This window comes from Hufsiella ginkgonis (assembly GCF_009834915.1).
In the GTDB taxonomy this organism is placed as follows: domain Bacteria; phylum Bacteroidota; class Bacteroidia; order Sphingobacteriales; family Sphingobacteriaceae; genus Hufsiella; species Hufsiella ginkgonis.
Genome location: NZ_WVHS01000003.1, coordinates 702,417 through 718,346 on the forward strand (window position 1 = coordinate 702,417; position 15,930 = coordinate 718,346).

The window sequence follows — 15,930 nt, forward strand, 5'->3', positions numbered from 1 at the left end:
TCCAGATGAAATTACTCCCGGAAAACATCCAGAAGATCGGCATTCTGCGCGCATTGCAGTTAGGCGATCTGCTTTGTGCCGTTCCTGCGTTAAAAGCGTTGCGGGCCGCTTACCCTGGTGCGGAAATTACCTTATTCGGGTTGTCGTGGGCCGAATCGTTCGTGCAGCGATTCTCAGGGTATATAGACCGCTTCGTTCATTTTCCCGGGTATACGGGCTTGCCAGAACAAACGGTAGCAGAGGGCGAGACATTCGCGTTTATAGAGCAGGCCAGGAAGGATCGATATGACCTGATCATACAGATGCAGGGCGACGGTACTATCGTGAATTACCTGGTTGGTATGATGGAATCTACGTATTGTGCCGGCTTTTTTATCCCGGAGGACGGTTGTCCGGACCATGACTTATTTCTTGAATATCCCCGGGGGATCCATGAAACGGAACGTCATCTTCGGTTAATGTCGTTTTTGGGAATCCCTGCGGAATCCTATAAAATGGAGTTCCCGTTAAATGCGGCGGATGAGAAGGATTTCAGTATGCTGGAAATTGTAGTCGCCCCCGGGAGGTACGTGATCGTTCATCCCGGTTCGCGGGGCCCATGGCGCCAATGGCCGCCCGTACATTTCGCGGCGCTGGCGGATATTTGCGCCGCTGAAGGCTTTGAGATCTTATTAACCGGTACCGAAAGCGAACAGGCAATTGTGCAGGAGGTGCAGTCTCTTATGAAGTCGCCCGCCATTAACCTGGCGGGAAAAACCGGCCTCGGTGCGCTTGGGATCCTGGTGCGCGACGCTTACGCGCTGATCAGCAATTGCACCGGTATATCTCATATGGCCGCTGCCCTGGAGGTACCGGGCATCGTGATCAGTATGGACGGCGAGCCGGAACGCTGGGCGCCCCTCAACAAGAAGTTGCATTACACCCACGACTGGGCAAACAACAAAGACCTGGATGAGGTGAAACGGCAAACACAAAGGCTATTTTTGTAGCGGCACCAGTTCCGGGACCGCACCGTGGAAACCCCTGGTAAGTATTTCTTTTGCCGCCGCCAGGATCTCATCAGGCGATACCATAAAGATCTGCGGCATCCAGTGTCCTACCTGCCTCACAATTTCGTTCCTGCTGCGGAGAACGGCGGTTACGGGATAGGTTAACGCAATCCCCGACGCCCTCCAGGGTAAGTGCTGGGGATTGGTAAGCGCGTAAAGCACTACTATCGGGCATCCCATGGCGGCGGCCAGGTGGCTGGTGATGGTGTTTACGGAGATCACCAGCGGGGCATGGCTGATAAGCAGGCTTAATTCCTCCAGGTCTAGTGTCCCGGCTACTGAAAAAGCGCTCTTGCCTATGAAGCTCCTGAGTTTCTCCGCCTGCTGCGATTCTTCAAAGGAACCGGTAATGATCAGTTGGGTGTTAAGTTCCTTGATTAGGTTTTGCCCCGTGACGATCCAGTGATAAAAAGGATATTCCCGTTTCTCTTCGCTGACACCGGGATGGATAATGATCCACGGTTTGCCTAAGTCTAACCCCATTTGCGTGAGCCGCCCGGCCACTGCAGGCCATCTATTCTTATCTGTCGCTAACGCCAGGTGATCGTCGGCCGTATAAGCCCCTATAGCGGCTACCAGGTCGAGGTCGCGTTTTACCTGGTGCCGGATCAGCTGGTAGGGCTCGGGGTCGGGCATCCAGCAATCTAGCAGGTGATACGGGTTTTCCCGGCACCAGGCCAAACGATTGGGGATACCTGCCAGGTAGGCGATCATGGCCGACGGCAACGGGTTTTGGCTATAAACGGTAAAGACCACCGCGCCGTCGAAGTTTTTGCTTGTTAAGATGCTGATGAGTTGGGTGATCGAATCATCGGCCGCCGGATGCGAAACCCATGGGAGATGACAGGTGATCACTTCGTCGACAGCGGGAATGAGCCTGGCGATAACGGCCCCGGCTGGAGAGGTAAGAAGCGTTATTTTGCAATCAAAAGTCTCTTTTAAAGCCCTGAACGCCGGCGACGACATTAACACATCGCCCATGTTATCGGGCCTTATACAGAGAATATTTTTGCATCCTGTCCAATCGGCGTTCATTGGTCGTAATATTTGAGGGTGTCTGTTATAATTTCGGCCGCCTGGTTGATGGTAGTGCTTACGTAACAAGGGATGCGGAAAGGGCCGGGTTTCCATTCGGTTTCGTTGCCGTTAATGATCAGGATACTTTTGCAGCCTGCGCGGTGCCCGGCCTCTACATCGTTCAGGATATCTCCGATCATCCACGACCGCGAAAGGTCTATGCCATATCGCTGTGCGGCGCGATAAAGCAACCCCGGCAAGGGTTTACGGCAATAACAGGATTTTGCGTAGTAAAGTTGGGTGCCCTGGGGGTGATGCGGGCAATATTCAATTCCTTCCAGCGTAATCCCCTGGTCTGATAAAAGGGACCGCACCTTATCAAAAGAACACAGGAGCGCGCTTTCACTAAAATAGTTAAGAGCTACCCCCGGCTGGTTGCTGACGATGATTAATAAAAAGCCGCTATCCTGCAGCTTTTGCAATCCTTCCACGCAGTTCTCAGACAGCGTGATCAGCGCGGGATCGACGTTATAAGGGATATCAGGGATCAATGTCCCGTCCTTATCGATAAAAATCGCTCGTTGCATAATTTAAGCTGCTTCAATACTTTCGAATGAAGGGAGAACAAGCTGCCCGGTTTGCCACTTAAAGATCATATCGCGGTAAACATTGGATAGCAGGGCAGCGATATGGTCCCATTTAAAATGAGTGTTCACGTGCATAAGCGCGTTGAAACGCATGGTTTTCAATAATGTACGGTCCTCCATCAGCAACGCGATCTTTTCCGACAAGGCCAACGGGTCGTTCGGTGGCACCAGGAAACCTGTTTCGCCGTGCACCACGCTATATTTGATCCCGCCTACATTCGCACCGATCACCGGCAACCCGCAGGCCATCGCTTCCAGCGGTGTAATGCCAAATGGTTCGTACCAGGGCGTAGTGATAAAAATGTCGGCGGCAGCGTAGTAATATTTGAGCAGGTCGCGTGATTTCCGGCCGGTGAAACTGACGGCTTCCCTGATGCCGCAGTCTTCAGCTATGGCTGCTAACCGCAATAGCTCGGGACTTGATGCCTGTTTGCCGGCCGGACATTCTCCACCTACCACCAGCAGTTTAACCGCGCTGGCGGAACCTTTCAGCGAGCCTGCCGCCCGGATCACGTTATCTATTCCTTTTCGCGGAACCATGCGTCCAAGTTGAAGGAGCACGAAGTCGTCGCCGGCAATACCAAGCTTCTTCCGTGCCGCATCTTTGTTTACGGGGTAAAATTCCGCGGAGCTGAAACCGCAGGGCACGATGGTGATCTTCTCCGGGTTGGCCTGGTAAAGGTTTTCGAGGTCCGATTTATCCTGCGGGCATTCTGCGATGATCTTTTCGGCGCCGCGGATAACGGCTTTTTCAATCTCGATTCTTTCTGCAGGGAACCGGTCGTTTTCCGCCTGGTGGATCTTCCTCACGCGCCCCAATGCATGGAACGTAACGGTAAATGGAATGCTTAGTAATCTTTTCAGTTCGAGGGCCACCCATCCCGACATAAAGAAATGCGCGTGCACCAAATCGTAGCGCGCCGCTTCTTCCGTTATGAAGGCGACCAGGTTATCCCGAAACTCAGGCATATAACACAATATATCTTCTTTCGGAATGATTTTCGCCGGGCCGGCCTTAACGTGGATGACGCGTACACCGGGCAGCCAGTCTACCACCGAAGCTGCATGCTCGTTTTCCATCCTCGTGAAAATGTCTATGCTATAACCCATTTTAGCGAGTTGTTTAGCTGTTTCGGCTACATATACATTCTGACCTCCGCTATCGGTAGAGCCGGGAGAGGCTAAGGGGGAAGCGTGATCGCTGATAAACGCAATTCTGAAGTTGTTGCTCATGACTTTTCGTTGCTATGCTGTTAAGTGCAGCTTTTTCCGGCGGACTAAGCTGACATGATTCCCGATCGTTTGTTCCCAATCTGCGGCGAACCGGCGGATGTTAAAACGTTCCATCGCGGTTTCACGGCCGGCATTTCCGATACGGCGAGCCAGTTCGTGGTCCTGGAGCAGGAGGTCCATTTTATCCACAAGGTAGCCGGGGTCGGTAGAGATAAAACCGTTCTCGCCATTGCGGATCACAGATGAAAGTTCAGTGGTGGCAAGCCCGACAATGGGGATGCCGGCCATCATCGCCTCACAAACCGCAAGTCCCAGGCTCGTGTAGCGGATCGGGTGAAAGAAAAACCGGTAGTGGCTCGTAAATTCGGGGACGAGCGGGTGGAGTACTTCGCCGATCCCTTTCTCTTCGGTTCCCATGCCGATCAGGTCGAGCGGAATTTTTTGGCTGATGTCCAGGAAGAGGTCATAGCCTAATAATCTTCCCCTGGACGGGAGGTTATTGATCACGACGATCCCTTTTTTCTTTTCGCCGGTCCACGATACGTTTGCCGGAACGGTTACGCCGTGCTCGATTATTTTGGTAGCAGTGTGGTTATTATCCCACATAAGCCTGTTGAAATGGGTCACGTGGACGAGCAACATGTCCGGGTCGTCGATCAGGTGTTTGGTGTTCGTTGGATGCTGACGCGGAGGATCATGTTCCAGGTAGATCTTAGGAAGTTCCCGCTGTTCCGCGGAAAGCGTACGGTACTGATCTTCTAAAAAATTGGTATTGGTTTGGAAAAGAATGCAATCGAATGCCATGGTTCGTACCTCGTCTTCCGGCACTTCATGGACGTTATCGCCGAACGGGAATGTCTCTCCACGTCCGTAATAGCCTTCTGCCTGTTCCCGGTTCACCGGGATATAGATCTCCAGGTTGGCCTGAGACAGGTAATAGAGGTAACTGCCATGGATATGCCAGGTAAAGACTCTTAACTTGGAAATTTCGGCATGGCCGATACCCTGGGGACTTATGAGGTTCATCTTAAATCAACAGGAGCGGGGAAGGGGTGTTTTGTGCTAAGTACGCAGAATGGGTAGGATTAGTACCTGATTATGACATCTGCAAGCAGTATCTCTTATTATCGCTTTCAATTATAAAACCTGTGAAACTGTTATGGCGGGGTTCGCTAATTCATTGATCCTCAACTATAAGGTGATCGTTTGGTTTTATGATTTCGATTATTGCCTGATCATTCCGTTTTAATATGGAACAATTGACCGCGGCACAGGTTGTAAGCATTACCCGCTAACTTTACGCCAACGTACATTAATGATCCGTCCTAATTATAGTTTAACAAAGAGCAGCAAGGAAGACCCGGCAGCTTCCGAAGCCGAAAATTTTCTTCCACGTGCCGTTATTCGTCCGAATTCGTTCACCTTGCTGGATGGTGAATGGAAGTTTGCACACGATGGCGGACAGGTCGGAATTGCAGAGAACTGGTTTCTTGGCCATTCGTATACCGACACCGCTCACTGGCCGGGAAGTGTTGAGGCTCATATCACTAAGTCAAACCCGGCCGGAAAATCCTGGCAGGATACGGTTACCGTATGGTATGAGCGCGAGTTCGCCACCCCGCTGCGGGAAGATCCCGTTCGCTCGGGCCTGCAGCTTACCTTCGGGGCTTGCGGGTATGAGACGCGTGTGTGGCTCAACGGCTTCCCGTTGAAAACGATAGAAGACGAAGAGGTGCACATCGGTGAATACACTTCATTTTCATACGAGCTTAATGACGAGATCCTGCAGCCCGTAAACCGTTTGACGGTGAGGGTAACCAGTACCATGGATGCCGATACCCCGCGGGGCAAGCAGGAATCTTCGGTATACAAGCGGGGCGGTATCTGGTACCAGACGTATACCGGTGCGGTGCGCAGCGTTTGGCTTGAATCGGTAGAGCGTAACCGGCTGCGGTCACGTGTGGGCGTGGTAAGCGTTGTGGAAGACAACCTGGTGCGGTTCAACCTGACCACACGCATCCATGATCCTGGTGCGTACACGGTGAGACTTAAAGTCTTCGACCGTGCGGTAAATGACGAGGAGCCGGTGGCTGTAGACGAATATCCTTTGTTACTCGAAGCCGGTCAGAAGCAACAGCGGTTGGTGATCGAAATCCCGGACGCGAAGACATGGTCGCCCGAGTCGCCCCGGCTTTACAGGCTGGTAGCGCAACTGATCGACCATACCGGTTATGCTGCCGAGATCGAGTCTTATTTCGGATTGCGGAAGATCGAATCGCGCGGTGGCGGCATCTACCTGAATAATAACAAGGTGTACCTCGACGGCATTCTATACCAGCCGGGGATTGCCAGTTATGAAGAAATTAAAAGCCATATGTATGCGATGAAGGCATTGGGATGCAACCTCGTACGCATTCATATCGCCGGGGTAGATCCGCGGATCTACAACCTGGCAGATAAACTTGGCTTACTCCTGTGGGTGGAAGTGCCCAGCCCGCACCGGTCATCGCCAAAAAGCCGTGCCAACCACAGGGAAGAACTGCTGCGCATGCTGGTATTGATCGCTACGCATCCTTCTGTGATCATCTGGAGCCTGTACAATGAAGACTGGGGGGTGCAGGATATCGCTGCCAATCCCGAAACGCGGCAATATATAATGGATATGTATCACTATATGCAGATCGCCTACCCGCAGTTTTTGGTAGTAGATAACGATGGATGGCAGCATATCTCCTTCGAAGGCCGTTTAAAAAGCGACCTGTTCACCGTGCATTTATACACTCCTGAAATTCAGCGATGGAAAGAAATGCTGGATGACCTGGTGTCGGGGAAACTTGAAGGGGTAGCTGCTTTTCCACTCACCGTAGGCGATCCGTTTTTCTTTCGCAAACAAGTTCCCTTGCTGGTTAGTGAATGGGGCGGATTTGGTTTTGCCAATTACGGCGGCCCGGACAACGGCGAGGAGCGCAACGAAAGGATCAGGCAGTTTAAAGCGGAACTAAGAAAACGGCCCATCGCAGGAGACGTATATACCCAGGCAACCGATATCGAGGATGAAAGGAACGGGATCATTGAATCCTCTTCCGGGGAATTGCGCGTACCGGCCGGTTTGCTAAAATCCAATCCGATATGATTAACGATTACTTTTATCTATCGAAGATATCGCCGATGGAATTTCCAGGGGCCGAATGATAAAGTCAGCCTTCGCCTGTTGCCGGCGGATATGCGATAACTATTTGGAAACGAGTGAATAGTTTATAGGCGATTCCGTATTTATCGCCGCACGTTTCCGTAGTAATACCCACACTTTCAATTTTATGTAAGCGTTATTTTTACTTCACTTCTATCATAATTATTAAAATGCCTATCCTTATTTTTTTTATTAGTCATTGGTTCCTGTCTTTATTTTTTCAGACATTTTTCCAGCATCGCTATGCATCGCACAGAATGTTTACCACCAGCAAGTTCTGGGAGCGGGTGTTTTACCTGATGGCTTATTTGTTCGAAGGCGCTTCCTTCCTGAATCCCCGGGCTTATGCGCTGATGCATCGCGAGCATCATGCTTATAGCGATACGGAAAAAGATCCGCATTCGCCGCATTTTTTCACAGATGTATTCCAGATGATGGTAGCCACTATTAATACGTTTCGCGATCATCTGAAGAAAACCAGCGACCCGGAAGCGAGGTTCACCGGATATTACCCGGAATGGCCGCTTATAGACCGTATCGGGTCGTCCATACTGTCGCGATTGTCGTTTGGCGCCGCTTATACCTGGTTCTACATTGCGTTCGCCTCACATTGGTGGATGTTCCTGCTGCTTCCCGTTCATTATTTAATGGGCCCGATACACGGTGCGATCGTAAACTGGTGCGGCCATAAATACGGTTATTCGAATTTCGATAACAACGACAAATCGAAGAACACTACCCCGTTCGACTTCCTGATGCTCGGCGAGTTGTTTCAAAATAATCACCATCGCCATCCCAACAGCGCCAATTTCGGTAAGCGTTGGTTCGAGATCGACCCGGTATATCCTGTTATGAGATTAATGCACAGGCTGCGGATCATCCGGCTTCGCAAGGCATAATTGTATTATATTTGATTTTTATCCCTTACTTAATCTGTTCTAATTGCTCCCGGACGAACCACACCATATTGTTGCCATTGGCGCCTCGGCCGGCGGAATAGAAGAGATCGTCACTTTCTTCGATCATACGCCACTGGATGGCGTTGCTTACGTGGTTATCCAGCATATCCCCCCCGATTTTAAAAGCAGGATGGCGGAACTGCTGTCGAAACACAGTAAGCTGGAGATAGAAGAGACACAGAACGGTACAAGGGTACTCACCAACAGGGTATACCTCATTCCAAGCGGTAAAGTGATGACCATCAGGCATAACCGGTTATGCCTGGCCGACAGGCAAGCCGGACCAGGTCCACATCTCCCTATTGATGCCTTCTTTTCATCGCTGGCTGCAAATAGTGCAGGCAGCGCTATCGCGGTGATCCTGTCGGGCCTGGGCTCCGATGGCACGGAAGGCGCAAGGGCGATCAGGAAGGAGGGGGGAATTGTGATGGTACGCAACCCGGAAACCGCTCCTTTCGGCAGCATGCCTTTAAGCGTGATCGGCGCCGGCTTAGCCAGCCTGGTACTGGAGCCCGCGCTCATGCCGGAGGCCATTGAAGAATATGTGAAGTATGCCGGAAAACTTGTGAAGGACAGCGGGCGCGACGAGAAGAACATCGCCGGTATCGTTGAGCTTATCAGGAGAACCTCGCCGCTGGATTTTTCGGGGTATAAACCCGCCACTATCATCAGGAGAACGAAGCGGCGCGCGGCGCAAGGCGGTTTCAACAGCCTGGGAACGTATTTCGAGTTCCTGCAGCGGTCGCCCGATGAGGTGAAGGCGCTGGCAAAGGATTTCCTGATCGGGGTGACTTCATTTTTCAGGGACGCGGAAGCGTTCAGCTTTATCGAGAAAAAAATCATTCCCGGGCTGCTGGAAGCACACCCCCCAGGCGAGGAATTTAAAATGTGGGTGGCGGGATGTGCAACGGGCGAAGAAGCTTACTCTCTCGCGATACTGGTTTGTGAGCTGTTAACAGGCCGGTTTAAAGATATCGCCGTAAAAATATTCGCTACTGATATTGACGGTACGGCGCTAATGCATGCAGGAAGAGGGGTATACAGCCTTGACGCCGTGAAGGGCGTGCCCGCAGGAAGGCTTGAGCGACACTTTTTCAAAGAGGGAGATAGCTACAAGATAAAACCCGAGATCCGGCGCATGGTGATCTTCGCGCAGCACGATCTTGTTAAAAATCCGCCTTATTGTAACATGCAGCTCATCAGTTGCCGGAACCTGCTCATCTATATGTCGCCTATCCTGCAGGAAAAAGTATTTAACATGATAAACTTCGGCCTTAAAAAGGGCGGCTGTTTATTTTTAGGATCGAGCGAAAGCCCGCTGCCGATCTTAAACAACCTGGAGGTGGTCAGCAAAAAATGGAAGATCTATAAGAGCCTTGCACAAAAGCATGGAAAATTTGACAGTTATATCTTACCCGACCCGATAAATATCAATTATTCACCCTCGTCTTCCGCGCGTGTCGATCCCGCGAAAGCGGCCGGTGAGATCGACGAGCTCATGCATAATAACCTGGCCGCCGTCATGGATTACGTGGCCATATGCATCGATGAAAATAAGCAGGTGTTAAGGTCTTATGGCGACACAACGCGGTACCTGCTCCAGAAAAACTTTACGCGCGACCTCGAGGCGCTCTTGCCGGGGCCGCTTGCGCTTGCCTTTAACACATTGATGATGAACGCAGTGGTCACAGCTGAGCCGGGAACGGTAGGCGATATCGGCGTTAAGCGTGGTACTGCAGATTTCGGCGTAACGCTTTCCGTAACACCGCTTGATTCTAAAACTGCGGGTAAGCTGTTCATGGTGACGCTTAGAGACCAGCCGCCGCCGGGTTTTCCCGTTGCGGATGCCCAGGTATTTGATGAACGAATATTGCTCGATCAATATACGAAGGGTCTTGAAGAGGAAGTGAGAAGGCTGAAAGACCTTGTTTTTTCTGCCGCTGAACAACTGGACGCTTCGAATGAGAACCTGCAATCGTTTAACGAAGAGCTGCTTTCTGCGAATGAAGAAATGCAGAGCACCAACGAAGAAATGCAGTCTGTGAACGAAGAGCTGCAAACCATCAACACCGAATATCAATCGAAGAATAAGGAGCTGCTCCAGCTAAACGATGACCTGAATAATTATTTCAGAAGCAATGTTAACGGGCAGTTATTCGTGGACAGGGAGCTCCGGTTGATGAAATTCTCACCCGGCACTATTAAGCTGATCAACCTCCTCGATTCTGATATCGGCAGGCCGCTTAGCAACATCTCTACCAACATCAGGCTGGAATCTATCGTAGCGGATATCGAGCAGGTAATTCATCACGGTGGAGTCGTGGTTAAAGAAATTGAAACCACTAACGGCAACTGGTACCAAAGTATGGCCATGCCTTACGTTCGGCAGCCGGATCACGAGGTAACCGGCGCCATTCTTACGTTTGTAGATATTACCCTGCTTAAAAACACACAGCGGGAGCTTGATATTAAAAGTGAAATGGGTGCCGAGAACCGCCTGAAGGAACTGGAAAGCACCTGGATGAAACAGGTGTTTAATTCTGTGATCATGGCCCAGGAAGATGAGCGGAGACGAATCGCAGAGGTGCTGCATAATGAATTCGGACAATTGCTGAGTATCGCCAAGTTCCAGGTCCCGGCGGAACTGCCTGAAGTGACCAGCCTGCTGGACGAGGCGATGATAAAAGTCAGGAAGCTTTGTTATGAACTGGTACCGCCGATCCTGGAGGATTTCGGTCTCCAGTTTGCTTTAGTGGATATGGTAAAAGCGAACCTGGAAGCTGCAGGCATCGGGTACAAGTTACGTTTTACCGGGTTAAAGGTACGGATGGGCGTTACACAGGAAATCGTTATTTACCGGATGATACAGGAGTTGCTGAACAACGTGGTAAAACATTCGTCTGCGACGGAGGTAGTTTTATCTGTCAGCAGAAGAAAGCAGCTGCTGCTCTGCGAGTTAACTGACAATGGAGTCGGTATGCCGGACGCCCTTGATAAAGATAAGCATGGATTTGGCCTGAATTATATTATCAGCCGGGTGCACATGCTGAAAGGTAAGATTGACATGAGGAGCAGCCCGGGAGCAGGAACATCCATATCAATTAGTTTAAAACTCGACAGTCGTTAGCAGGATCTCTCATTTAACGAGCCCCGCTCTGAACGCATATTGAATTAACGCCGCCGTGTTTTTAACCCCGGTTTTGTTGATCATACTTTGGCGAAGGCCTTCTATGGTTCTTTTACTTGAAAATATCCTGGTGGCTATCTGCTGGTTGGTTAACCCGTCTGCGGTCATTTCCAAAACCTCCAGCTCGCGCTCCGAGAACTCGACGGAGGCCAGGTTGGAATAACTTAGCTTGGCGCTTTCCGATGATACGTGGCGGAACATCCGCATAGAGATTTCTGAACATATATAAAATTTGCCCAGGAATACGAAACGAACGGCAAAGATCAGCTCTGAAAGATGGGCGTTCTTTAACACATAACCCTGGGCTCCCGCTTTAAAAGAATCGACCAGGTATTTGTCATGGTCCATCATAGATAAGATGATGACCCTAATGTCCGGGTAGCGTTTTTTTAGGGTTTCGGTTAATAATAACCCATCCATCTTAGGCATATTGATATCCGCAATTATAATGTCGGGCCTCAGCCCTTTATCCAGCTGGGTGATCGCATCAATCCCGTCATCGGCTTCTCCAATCACACTTATTTCTTTCTCTTTCTCAAGCAGCGATTTAATACCGTTCCTTACGATATAATGATCTTCTGCCAATAGTACCTTAATCATTTTGAATATGTTAATAGTTTGAAATTAACCTTCAGACACATGGTATTGTTTACTATCACGCTATTTTTTCTCAGTGAATGAATTGCCGGAATCGCTGCCTGACAGCGTAATTATACGTTATTGTCTCGTTAAAATCAAGTAAACAGGAAGCTCTGATTGCGTAGTTGTTGCCGAAACTGGCGATGGTGCTGATTGTTAATTGTTCACACTGTAATATAATATGACTATACGTTACTCAAAATTAATGGAACCGTTTATTTATATAAGCGATCTCGTTATTTTTAATATCGCGCTTTTTATCTCTTACCCGGCTGCGTCCGCTACTGCTTTAAGTGATAAAACTTTCCAGGTATTTATCCTGGTAGCCAATTTAAGCTGGATTTGTGCCTCGAAGCTATCACTTAACTACGTACTCGAACGGCCGTTGGTTTTTTCGAAGACTTTGCAAAAATTATCGGCAGCTATCGCTTATCATCTCGTACTTACCCTGGGAGCCTTCTATTTTTTAAAGATGTTCAGCCTGAGCGGCGGGATCATCGCTTTGTATAACCTGCTTTTCTTCGTCCTGGCGGTGACCATGCGGGCCATTATGGTATATGCGCTGGAGTTTATCCGGAGAAAGGGGTATAATATACGGCGCGTGTCGCTGATCGGCGATAGCGAAATTACCTCCAGGCTGGTAAAGTCGTTCGACGAGCATTCGGAGTACGGGTACCAGGTAATACACCGCGTGTCTGAAGCAGACCTCAGGGGATATTCCGTTACCTCGCTGGTAAATGCGCTGCGCGCGGAGGAGGTTAACGAGCTCTTCATCTGTTATAAGCAGATCGATAACACTTTTGTGAAAACGCTCATCAATGAATGCTACCTGTACCACATCAAGGTTAAACTTGTTTCCGATCTCCTGATCGATAAGAATGGCGCCAGCCTGATGAATTATAATGGGATCCCGGTCCTGGTACTTAAATCGCGCGAAGAGGAAGAGCAGCAGTTACGGATAGTTAAGCGTGGATTCGATATCGTGTTTTCCGCGGTAATGATGATTTGCGGGTTACCCTTGTTTATCGTCCTTGGTATTATCACAAAACTGACCTCACGCGGTCCGATATTTTACAAACAGCAACGCATAGGTTTTGACGAGGTGCCTTTTGTGATCTATAAATTCAGGAGTATGTATGTGGATTCCGAGCGGATGGGCCCCCAGCTTGCTACGGCAAACGACCGCAGAATTACTCCGTGGGGCTTATTCATGCGCAAAACGCGCCTGGATGAACTGCCGCAATTCTGGAACGTGCTCAAGGGCGATATGTCTGTAGTAGGGCCAAGGCCGGAACGAAAATTCTTTATTGACCAGATCATTACGAAGGCGCCTGATTACCGTAAGATCATGCGATTAAAGCCGGGCGTAACTTCTGTGGGACAGGTGTATTACGGTTACGCGGAGAATGTGGATCAAATGTGCGACCGTATGGTGCACGACCTGGAATATAAACAGAATTTCAGGAACGATATGCACATTATATTTAAAACAGTGGGTGTCATGTTCCAGGCAAAAGGCAAGTAATACCCCATGATCAACATTATCCTCGCCGAAGATCACATGATTGTGAGAAAAGGGATCCGGTCACTGCTGGAGGAGGAGCCCGATTTCAGGATAACGGGCGAAGTTGTCAGCATTACGGAGTTAATGGACTTGCTGAATGACGGAACGGATGCCGACATTATCCTGGCCGAGATGAATATGAAACAGCTGCCGGGACCGGAAATCATTAAAAATGCCAGGCTTAAACATCCGCATATTAAAATAATTTTCCTGAGTACGGTGGATCGGCCGCCCGAGGTGTTACAGATGATAGATGCCGGCGCTTCGGGTTACCTGATTAAAAATATCAGGAGCGCGGAGCTCTTTTTTGCCATCAGGCAGGTCCATTCAAATTCCCCTTATTACTGTGCTGAAATCGTATCATGGCTCATCCAGAAGCATCTGCATCCGGAGTCGGCTCCGTTGCTGACCACTGCCGACCCTGGGTTATCCAGGCGTGAAAAGGAAGTTTTGAACCTTCTTGCCGAAGGATACAACAACCAGGAAATAGCGGATAAGCTATTTTCCAGCAAGCGTACCATCGAGGGCCATAAACAAAATATGCTCGGAAAGATGCAATGCAGGAACACGATTTCTATGGTATCGTTCGCCTTCAAGAATGGTATGATCAAGTAAATCAGGATGAGGCTGAATAACAAAATAATGCTGGCCGCTGTCCTCGCTATGGTTTCTTTCGATGCCGGGGCGCAATCTGTCCCTGTGGGGAGTATGATCGACGGCTTGTTAAGGCGTGAGCAGCTACTCGGCAAGCTTGACTCGTCGGTATCGCTGTTTATCCGGCCCGTGTTTTATCCAGCGCCTGTTACTGCTTCCGGGAACGCTGACAGCACCCGGACGGGGAGCGAAGTCCGCAATAATATCGGTAAGGTAACATCCCGCGGGAAAGCTTCATTTGGACTACTTCCTGTTGCATGGACCCAGCAATACAACGCAAGAGCGCCCTATGGGTGGAACGATGGTCCGATGATCCCCGCACGCGGCTACCAAACCATGTTAACAGGCGGGTTGTATGCAAGCTATGGTCCGCTGAGCTTACAGTTGAAACCGGAATATGTATTCGCGGAAAATAAAGCGTATGAGGGATTTCCCATCTATGCTGATGAGTTCAGGTCGGGAGTATACTATGGCATGTATAATCACCTTGACGTGCCCGAGCGGTTCGGCAATGGCAGCTACAGCAAATTGTCGTGGGGGCAAAGTAGTATTCGTTTTACGGTAAGACCGGTGTCGGTAGCATTATCTAACGAGAACTTATGGTGGGGCCCCGGGCAGCGAAATTCATTGCTCATGAGCAATAACGCGGCGGGCTTTAAGCATCTTTCACTGAGTACGGTGAAGCCTGTACGTACAATTATCGGCTCATTTGAGGCGCAGGTTATTGCCGGCCGCCTGGAAGGTTCAGGATTTACACCGCCCGGAACTGACATGACTTACGCGGGAACTTTACTATACAATCCTAAAAATGACGATTGGAGATACTTATCAGGAATTATAGCCGTCTATACGCCCAAATGGGTACCGGGCCTATTCTTAGGTATTGCGAGGACTTTCATGGTTTATCACGATGAGATTGGAAACGGTGTGGCGGATTACCTGCCTTTCCTATCCCCGTTACAAAAGAAAAACGTGGGGGAGGAGGATAACAAGGGCCGGGATCAGCAGTCGTCGGTTTATGCCCGTTGGTTTTTTAAGGAAGTGGGCGCGGAAATGTATGTGGAATACGGGAGAACCGACCATGCTTACAACCTGAGAGACCTGACCGTTCAACCCGCCCATTCCAGCGCTTACGTCTTTGGCATCTCGAAAGTGTTAGCCATTAATAACGCCCCGAAACAGCATCTTCTTGTTAACGTCGAGATTACTGAAATGCGCTCTACTAAGTCAAACGTGATCAGGGAAGGCGGTATCTGGTATGTACATGACCGTGTGCGGCACGGCTATACCAATCGCGGCGAGATCATTGGCGCAGGCATTGGTACCGGCGGCGGTCTTGTATCGGCCGGCCTGAACTGGTTCAGCGGGTTAAAAACCATTGGCTTGTCAGTAGAAAGATACGAGCACAATGCAGATTTCTATTACTTTGCATTCGATGACCGCATACCCGAGCACAGGTGGATAGACCAAAGTATACAGGCTTTTTCGACATGGGATTACCGCGGCCTGGTATTTAGTGCTAAACTGCAGGCTATTAAATCTAACAATTACCAGTGGTATGTGGATCCGGCAGATCCGGACCAGGGAAACATTAAATATAACTTCCACAGCGAGGTGGGAATACTTTACCGGTTCTGATCGGTATTAACCTGTACAAGTATTAATACGTGATATGGGGTTAATACCATAAAAAATTAAGTAAATCACGCAGCGGATTTTGAGTAGTAACCGGTAAACCAATACTTAAAATACGATGTCTATTGAGTGAAGATGACCAGGTAAAAGCGACTC

12 protein-coding genes are annotated in these 15,930 nt (G+C 49.7%); 7 read left to right on the forward strand and 5 right to left on the reverse strand.

The window, feature by feature from the left end; genetic code table 11:
• Positions 1 to 5 precede the first annotated feature (5 nt).
• The gene (locus tag GS398_RS15335; RefSeq protein ID WP_160907654.1) at positions 6 to 989 is read left to right on the forward strand and encodes a glycosyltransferase family 9 protein; all 984 of its coding nucleotides are present in this window, start codon (positions 6 to 8) and stop codon (positions 987 to 989) included.
• On the opposite strand, the gene GS398_RS15340 is transcribed toward GS398_RS15335, so the two are convergent.
• Genes GS398_RS15340 through GS398_RS15355 form a run of 4 tightly spaced genes read right to left on the reverse strand, consistent with a single transcriptional unit; the run spans position 978 to position 4,972 of the window.
• On the reverse strand, positions 978 to 2,084 hold the full coding sequence (locus tag GS398_RS15340; protein ID WP_160907655.1) for a glycosyltransferase family 9 protein: 1,107 nt from the start codon (positions 2,082 to 2,084) through the stop codon (positions 978 to 980). The genes GS398_RS15335 and GS398_RS15340 overlap by 12 nt on opposite strands.
• Positions 2,081 to 2,653 carry a D-glycero-alpha-D-manno-heptose-1,7-bisphosphate 7-phosphatase gene (locus GS398_RS15345; RefSeq protein WP_160907656.1) on the reverse strand — a complete coding sequence of 191 codons (573 nt, stop codon included), beginning with the start codon at positions 2,651 to 2,653 and terminating at the stop codon, positions 2,081 to 2,083. The genes GS398_RS15340 and GS398_RS15345 overlap by 4 nt, the downstream gene beginning before the upstream one ends.
• Positions 2,654 to 2,656: 3 nt before the next feature.
• A complete protein-coding gene (locus tag GS398_RS15350; protein ID WP_160907657.1) occupies positions 2,657 to 3,946 on the reverse strand; it encodes a glycosyltransferase in 1,290 nt (429 codons plus the stop codon).
• Positions 3,947 to 3,958: 12 nt separating this feature from the next.
• Positions 3,959 to 4,972 carry a glycosyltransferase gene (locus tag GS398_RS15355; protein WP_202406084.1) on the reverse strand — a complete coding sequence of 338 codons (1,014 nt, stop codon included), beginning with the start codon at positions 4,970 to 4,972 and terminating at the stop codon, positions 3,959 to 3,961.
• Positions 4,973 to 5,261: 289 nt separating this feature from the next.
• Between GS398_RS15355 and GS398_RS15360 the strand changes: the two genes are divergently transcribed.
• The 3 genes from GS398_RS15360 to GS398_RS15370 all read left to right on the forward strand — a co-directional run bounded on the left by GS398_RS15360 (position 5,262) and on the right by GS398_RS15370 (position 11,222).
• Positions 5,262 to 7,079 carry a glycoside hydrolase family 2 protein gene (locus tag GS398_RS15360; protein ID WP_160907658.1) on the forward strand — a complete coding sequence of 606 codons (1,818 nt, stop codon included), beginning with the start codon at positions 5,262 to 5,264 and terminating at the stop codon, positions 7,077 to 7,079.
• A 227-nt stretch (positions 7,080 to 7,306) separates the two neighbouring features.
• Complete coding sequence (locus GS398_RS15365; RefSeq protein ID WP_160907659.1) at positions 7,307 to 8,035, forward strand: acyl-CoA desaturase; 729 nt, start codon at positions 7,307 to 7,309, stop codon at positions 8,033 to 8,035.
• 43 nt (positions 8,036 to 8,078) lie between these two features.
• Positions 8,079 to 11,222 (forward strand): CheR family methyltransferase, encoded by a 3,144-nt coding sequence (locus GS398_RS15370; protein ID WP_160907660.1) that lies wholly within the window; start codon positions 8,079 to 8,081, stop codon positions 11,220 to 11,222.
• 9 nt (positions 11,223 to 11,231) lie between these two features.
• Here GS398_RS15370 and GS398_RS15375 read toward each other — a convergent pair whose 3' ends face one another.
• Positions 11,232 to 11,882 carry a response regulator transcription factor gene (locus tag GS398_RS15375; protein ID WP_160907661.1) on the reverse strand — a complete coding sequence of 217 codons (651 nt, stop codon included), beginning with the start codon at positions 11,880 to 11,882 and terminating at the stop codon, positions 11,232 to 11,234.
• A gap of 244 nt (positions 11,883 to 12,126) precedes the next feature.
• On the opposite strand from GS398_RS15375, the gene GS398_RS15380 reads away from it, so the two are divergent.
• From GS398_RS15380 to GS398_RS15390, 3 genes are read left to right on the forward strand one after another with little or no spacing between them, the layout of a single operon-like run.
• Complete coding sequence (locus tag GS398_RS15380) at positions 12,127 to 13,446, forward strand: sugar transferase (protein WP_160907662.1); 1,320 nt, start codon at positions 12,127 to 12,129, stop codon at positions 13,444 to 13,446.
• A gap of 6 nt (positions 13,447 to 13,452) precedes the next feature.
• Positions 13,453 to 14,100, forward strand: coding sequence for a response regulator transcription factor (locus GS398_RS15385; RefSeq protein ID WP_160907663.1), 648 nt, complete (start codon positions 13,453 to 13,455; stop codon positions 14,098 to 14,100).
• Positions 14,101 to 14,106: 6 nt separating this feature from the next.
• Positions 14,107 to 15,777 (forward strand): capsule assembly Wzi family protein, encoded by a 1,671-nt coding sequence (locus GS398_RS15390; RefSeq protein WP_160907664.1) that lies wholly within the window; start codon positions 14,107 to 14,109, stop codon positions 15,775 to 15,777.
• Positions 15,778 to 15,930 lie beyond the last annotated feature (153 nt).

Excerpts from the sequence above, each read along its gene's own strand:
- GS398_RS15365 (WP_160907659.1), top strand. The coding sequence starts at position 7,307 with ATGCCTATCCTTATTTTTTTTATTAGTCATTGGTTCCTGTCTTTATTT.
- GS398_RS15385 (WP_160907663.1), top strand. The coding sequence starts at position 13,453 with ATGATCAACATTATCCTCGCCGAAGATCACATGATTGTGAGAAAAGGG.
- GS398_RS15380 (WP_160907662.1), top strand. The coding sequence starts at position 12,127 with ATGGAACCGTTTATTTATATAAGCGATCTCGTTATTTTTAATATCGCG.
- GS398_RS15390 (WP_160907664.1), top strand. The coding sequence starts at position 14,107 with ATGAGGCTGAATAACAAAATAATGCTGGCCGCTGTCCTCGCTATGGTT.
- GS398_RS15340 (WP_160907655.1), bottom strand. The coding sequence starts at position 2,084 with ATGAACGCCGATTGGACAGGATGCAAAAATATTCTCTGTATAAGGCCC.
- GS398_RS15345 (WP_160907656.1), bottom strand. The coding sequence starts at position 2,653 with ATGCAACGAGCGATTTTTATCGATAAGGACGGGACATTGATCCCTGAT.
- GS398_RS15375 (WP_160907661.1), bottom strand. The coding sequence starts at position 11,882 with ATGATTAAGGTACTATTGGCAGAAGATCATTATATCGTAAGGAACGGT.
- GS398_RS15335 (WP_160907654.1), top strand. The coding sequence starts at position 6 with ATGAAATTACTCCCGGAAAACATCCAGAAGATCGGCATTCTGCGCGCA.
- GS398_RS15350 (WP_160907657.1), bottom strand. The coding sequence starts at position 3,946 with ATGAGCAACAACTTCAGAATTGCGTTTATCAGCGATCACGCTTCCCCC.
- GS398_RS15360 (WP_160907658.1), top strand. The coding sequence starts at position 5,262 with ATGATCCGTCCTAATTATAGTTTAACAAAGAGCAGCAAGGAAGACCCG.
- GS398_RS15355 (WP_202406084.1), bottom strand. The coding sequence starts at position 4,972 with ATGAACCTCATAAGTCCCCAGGGTATCGGCCATGCCGAAATTTCCAAG.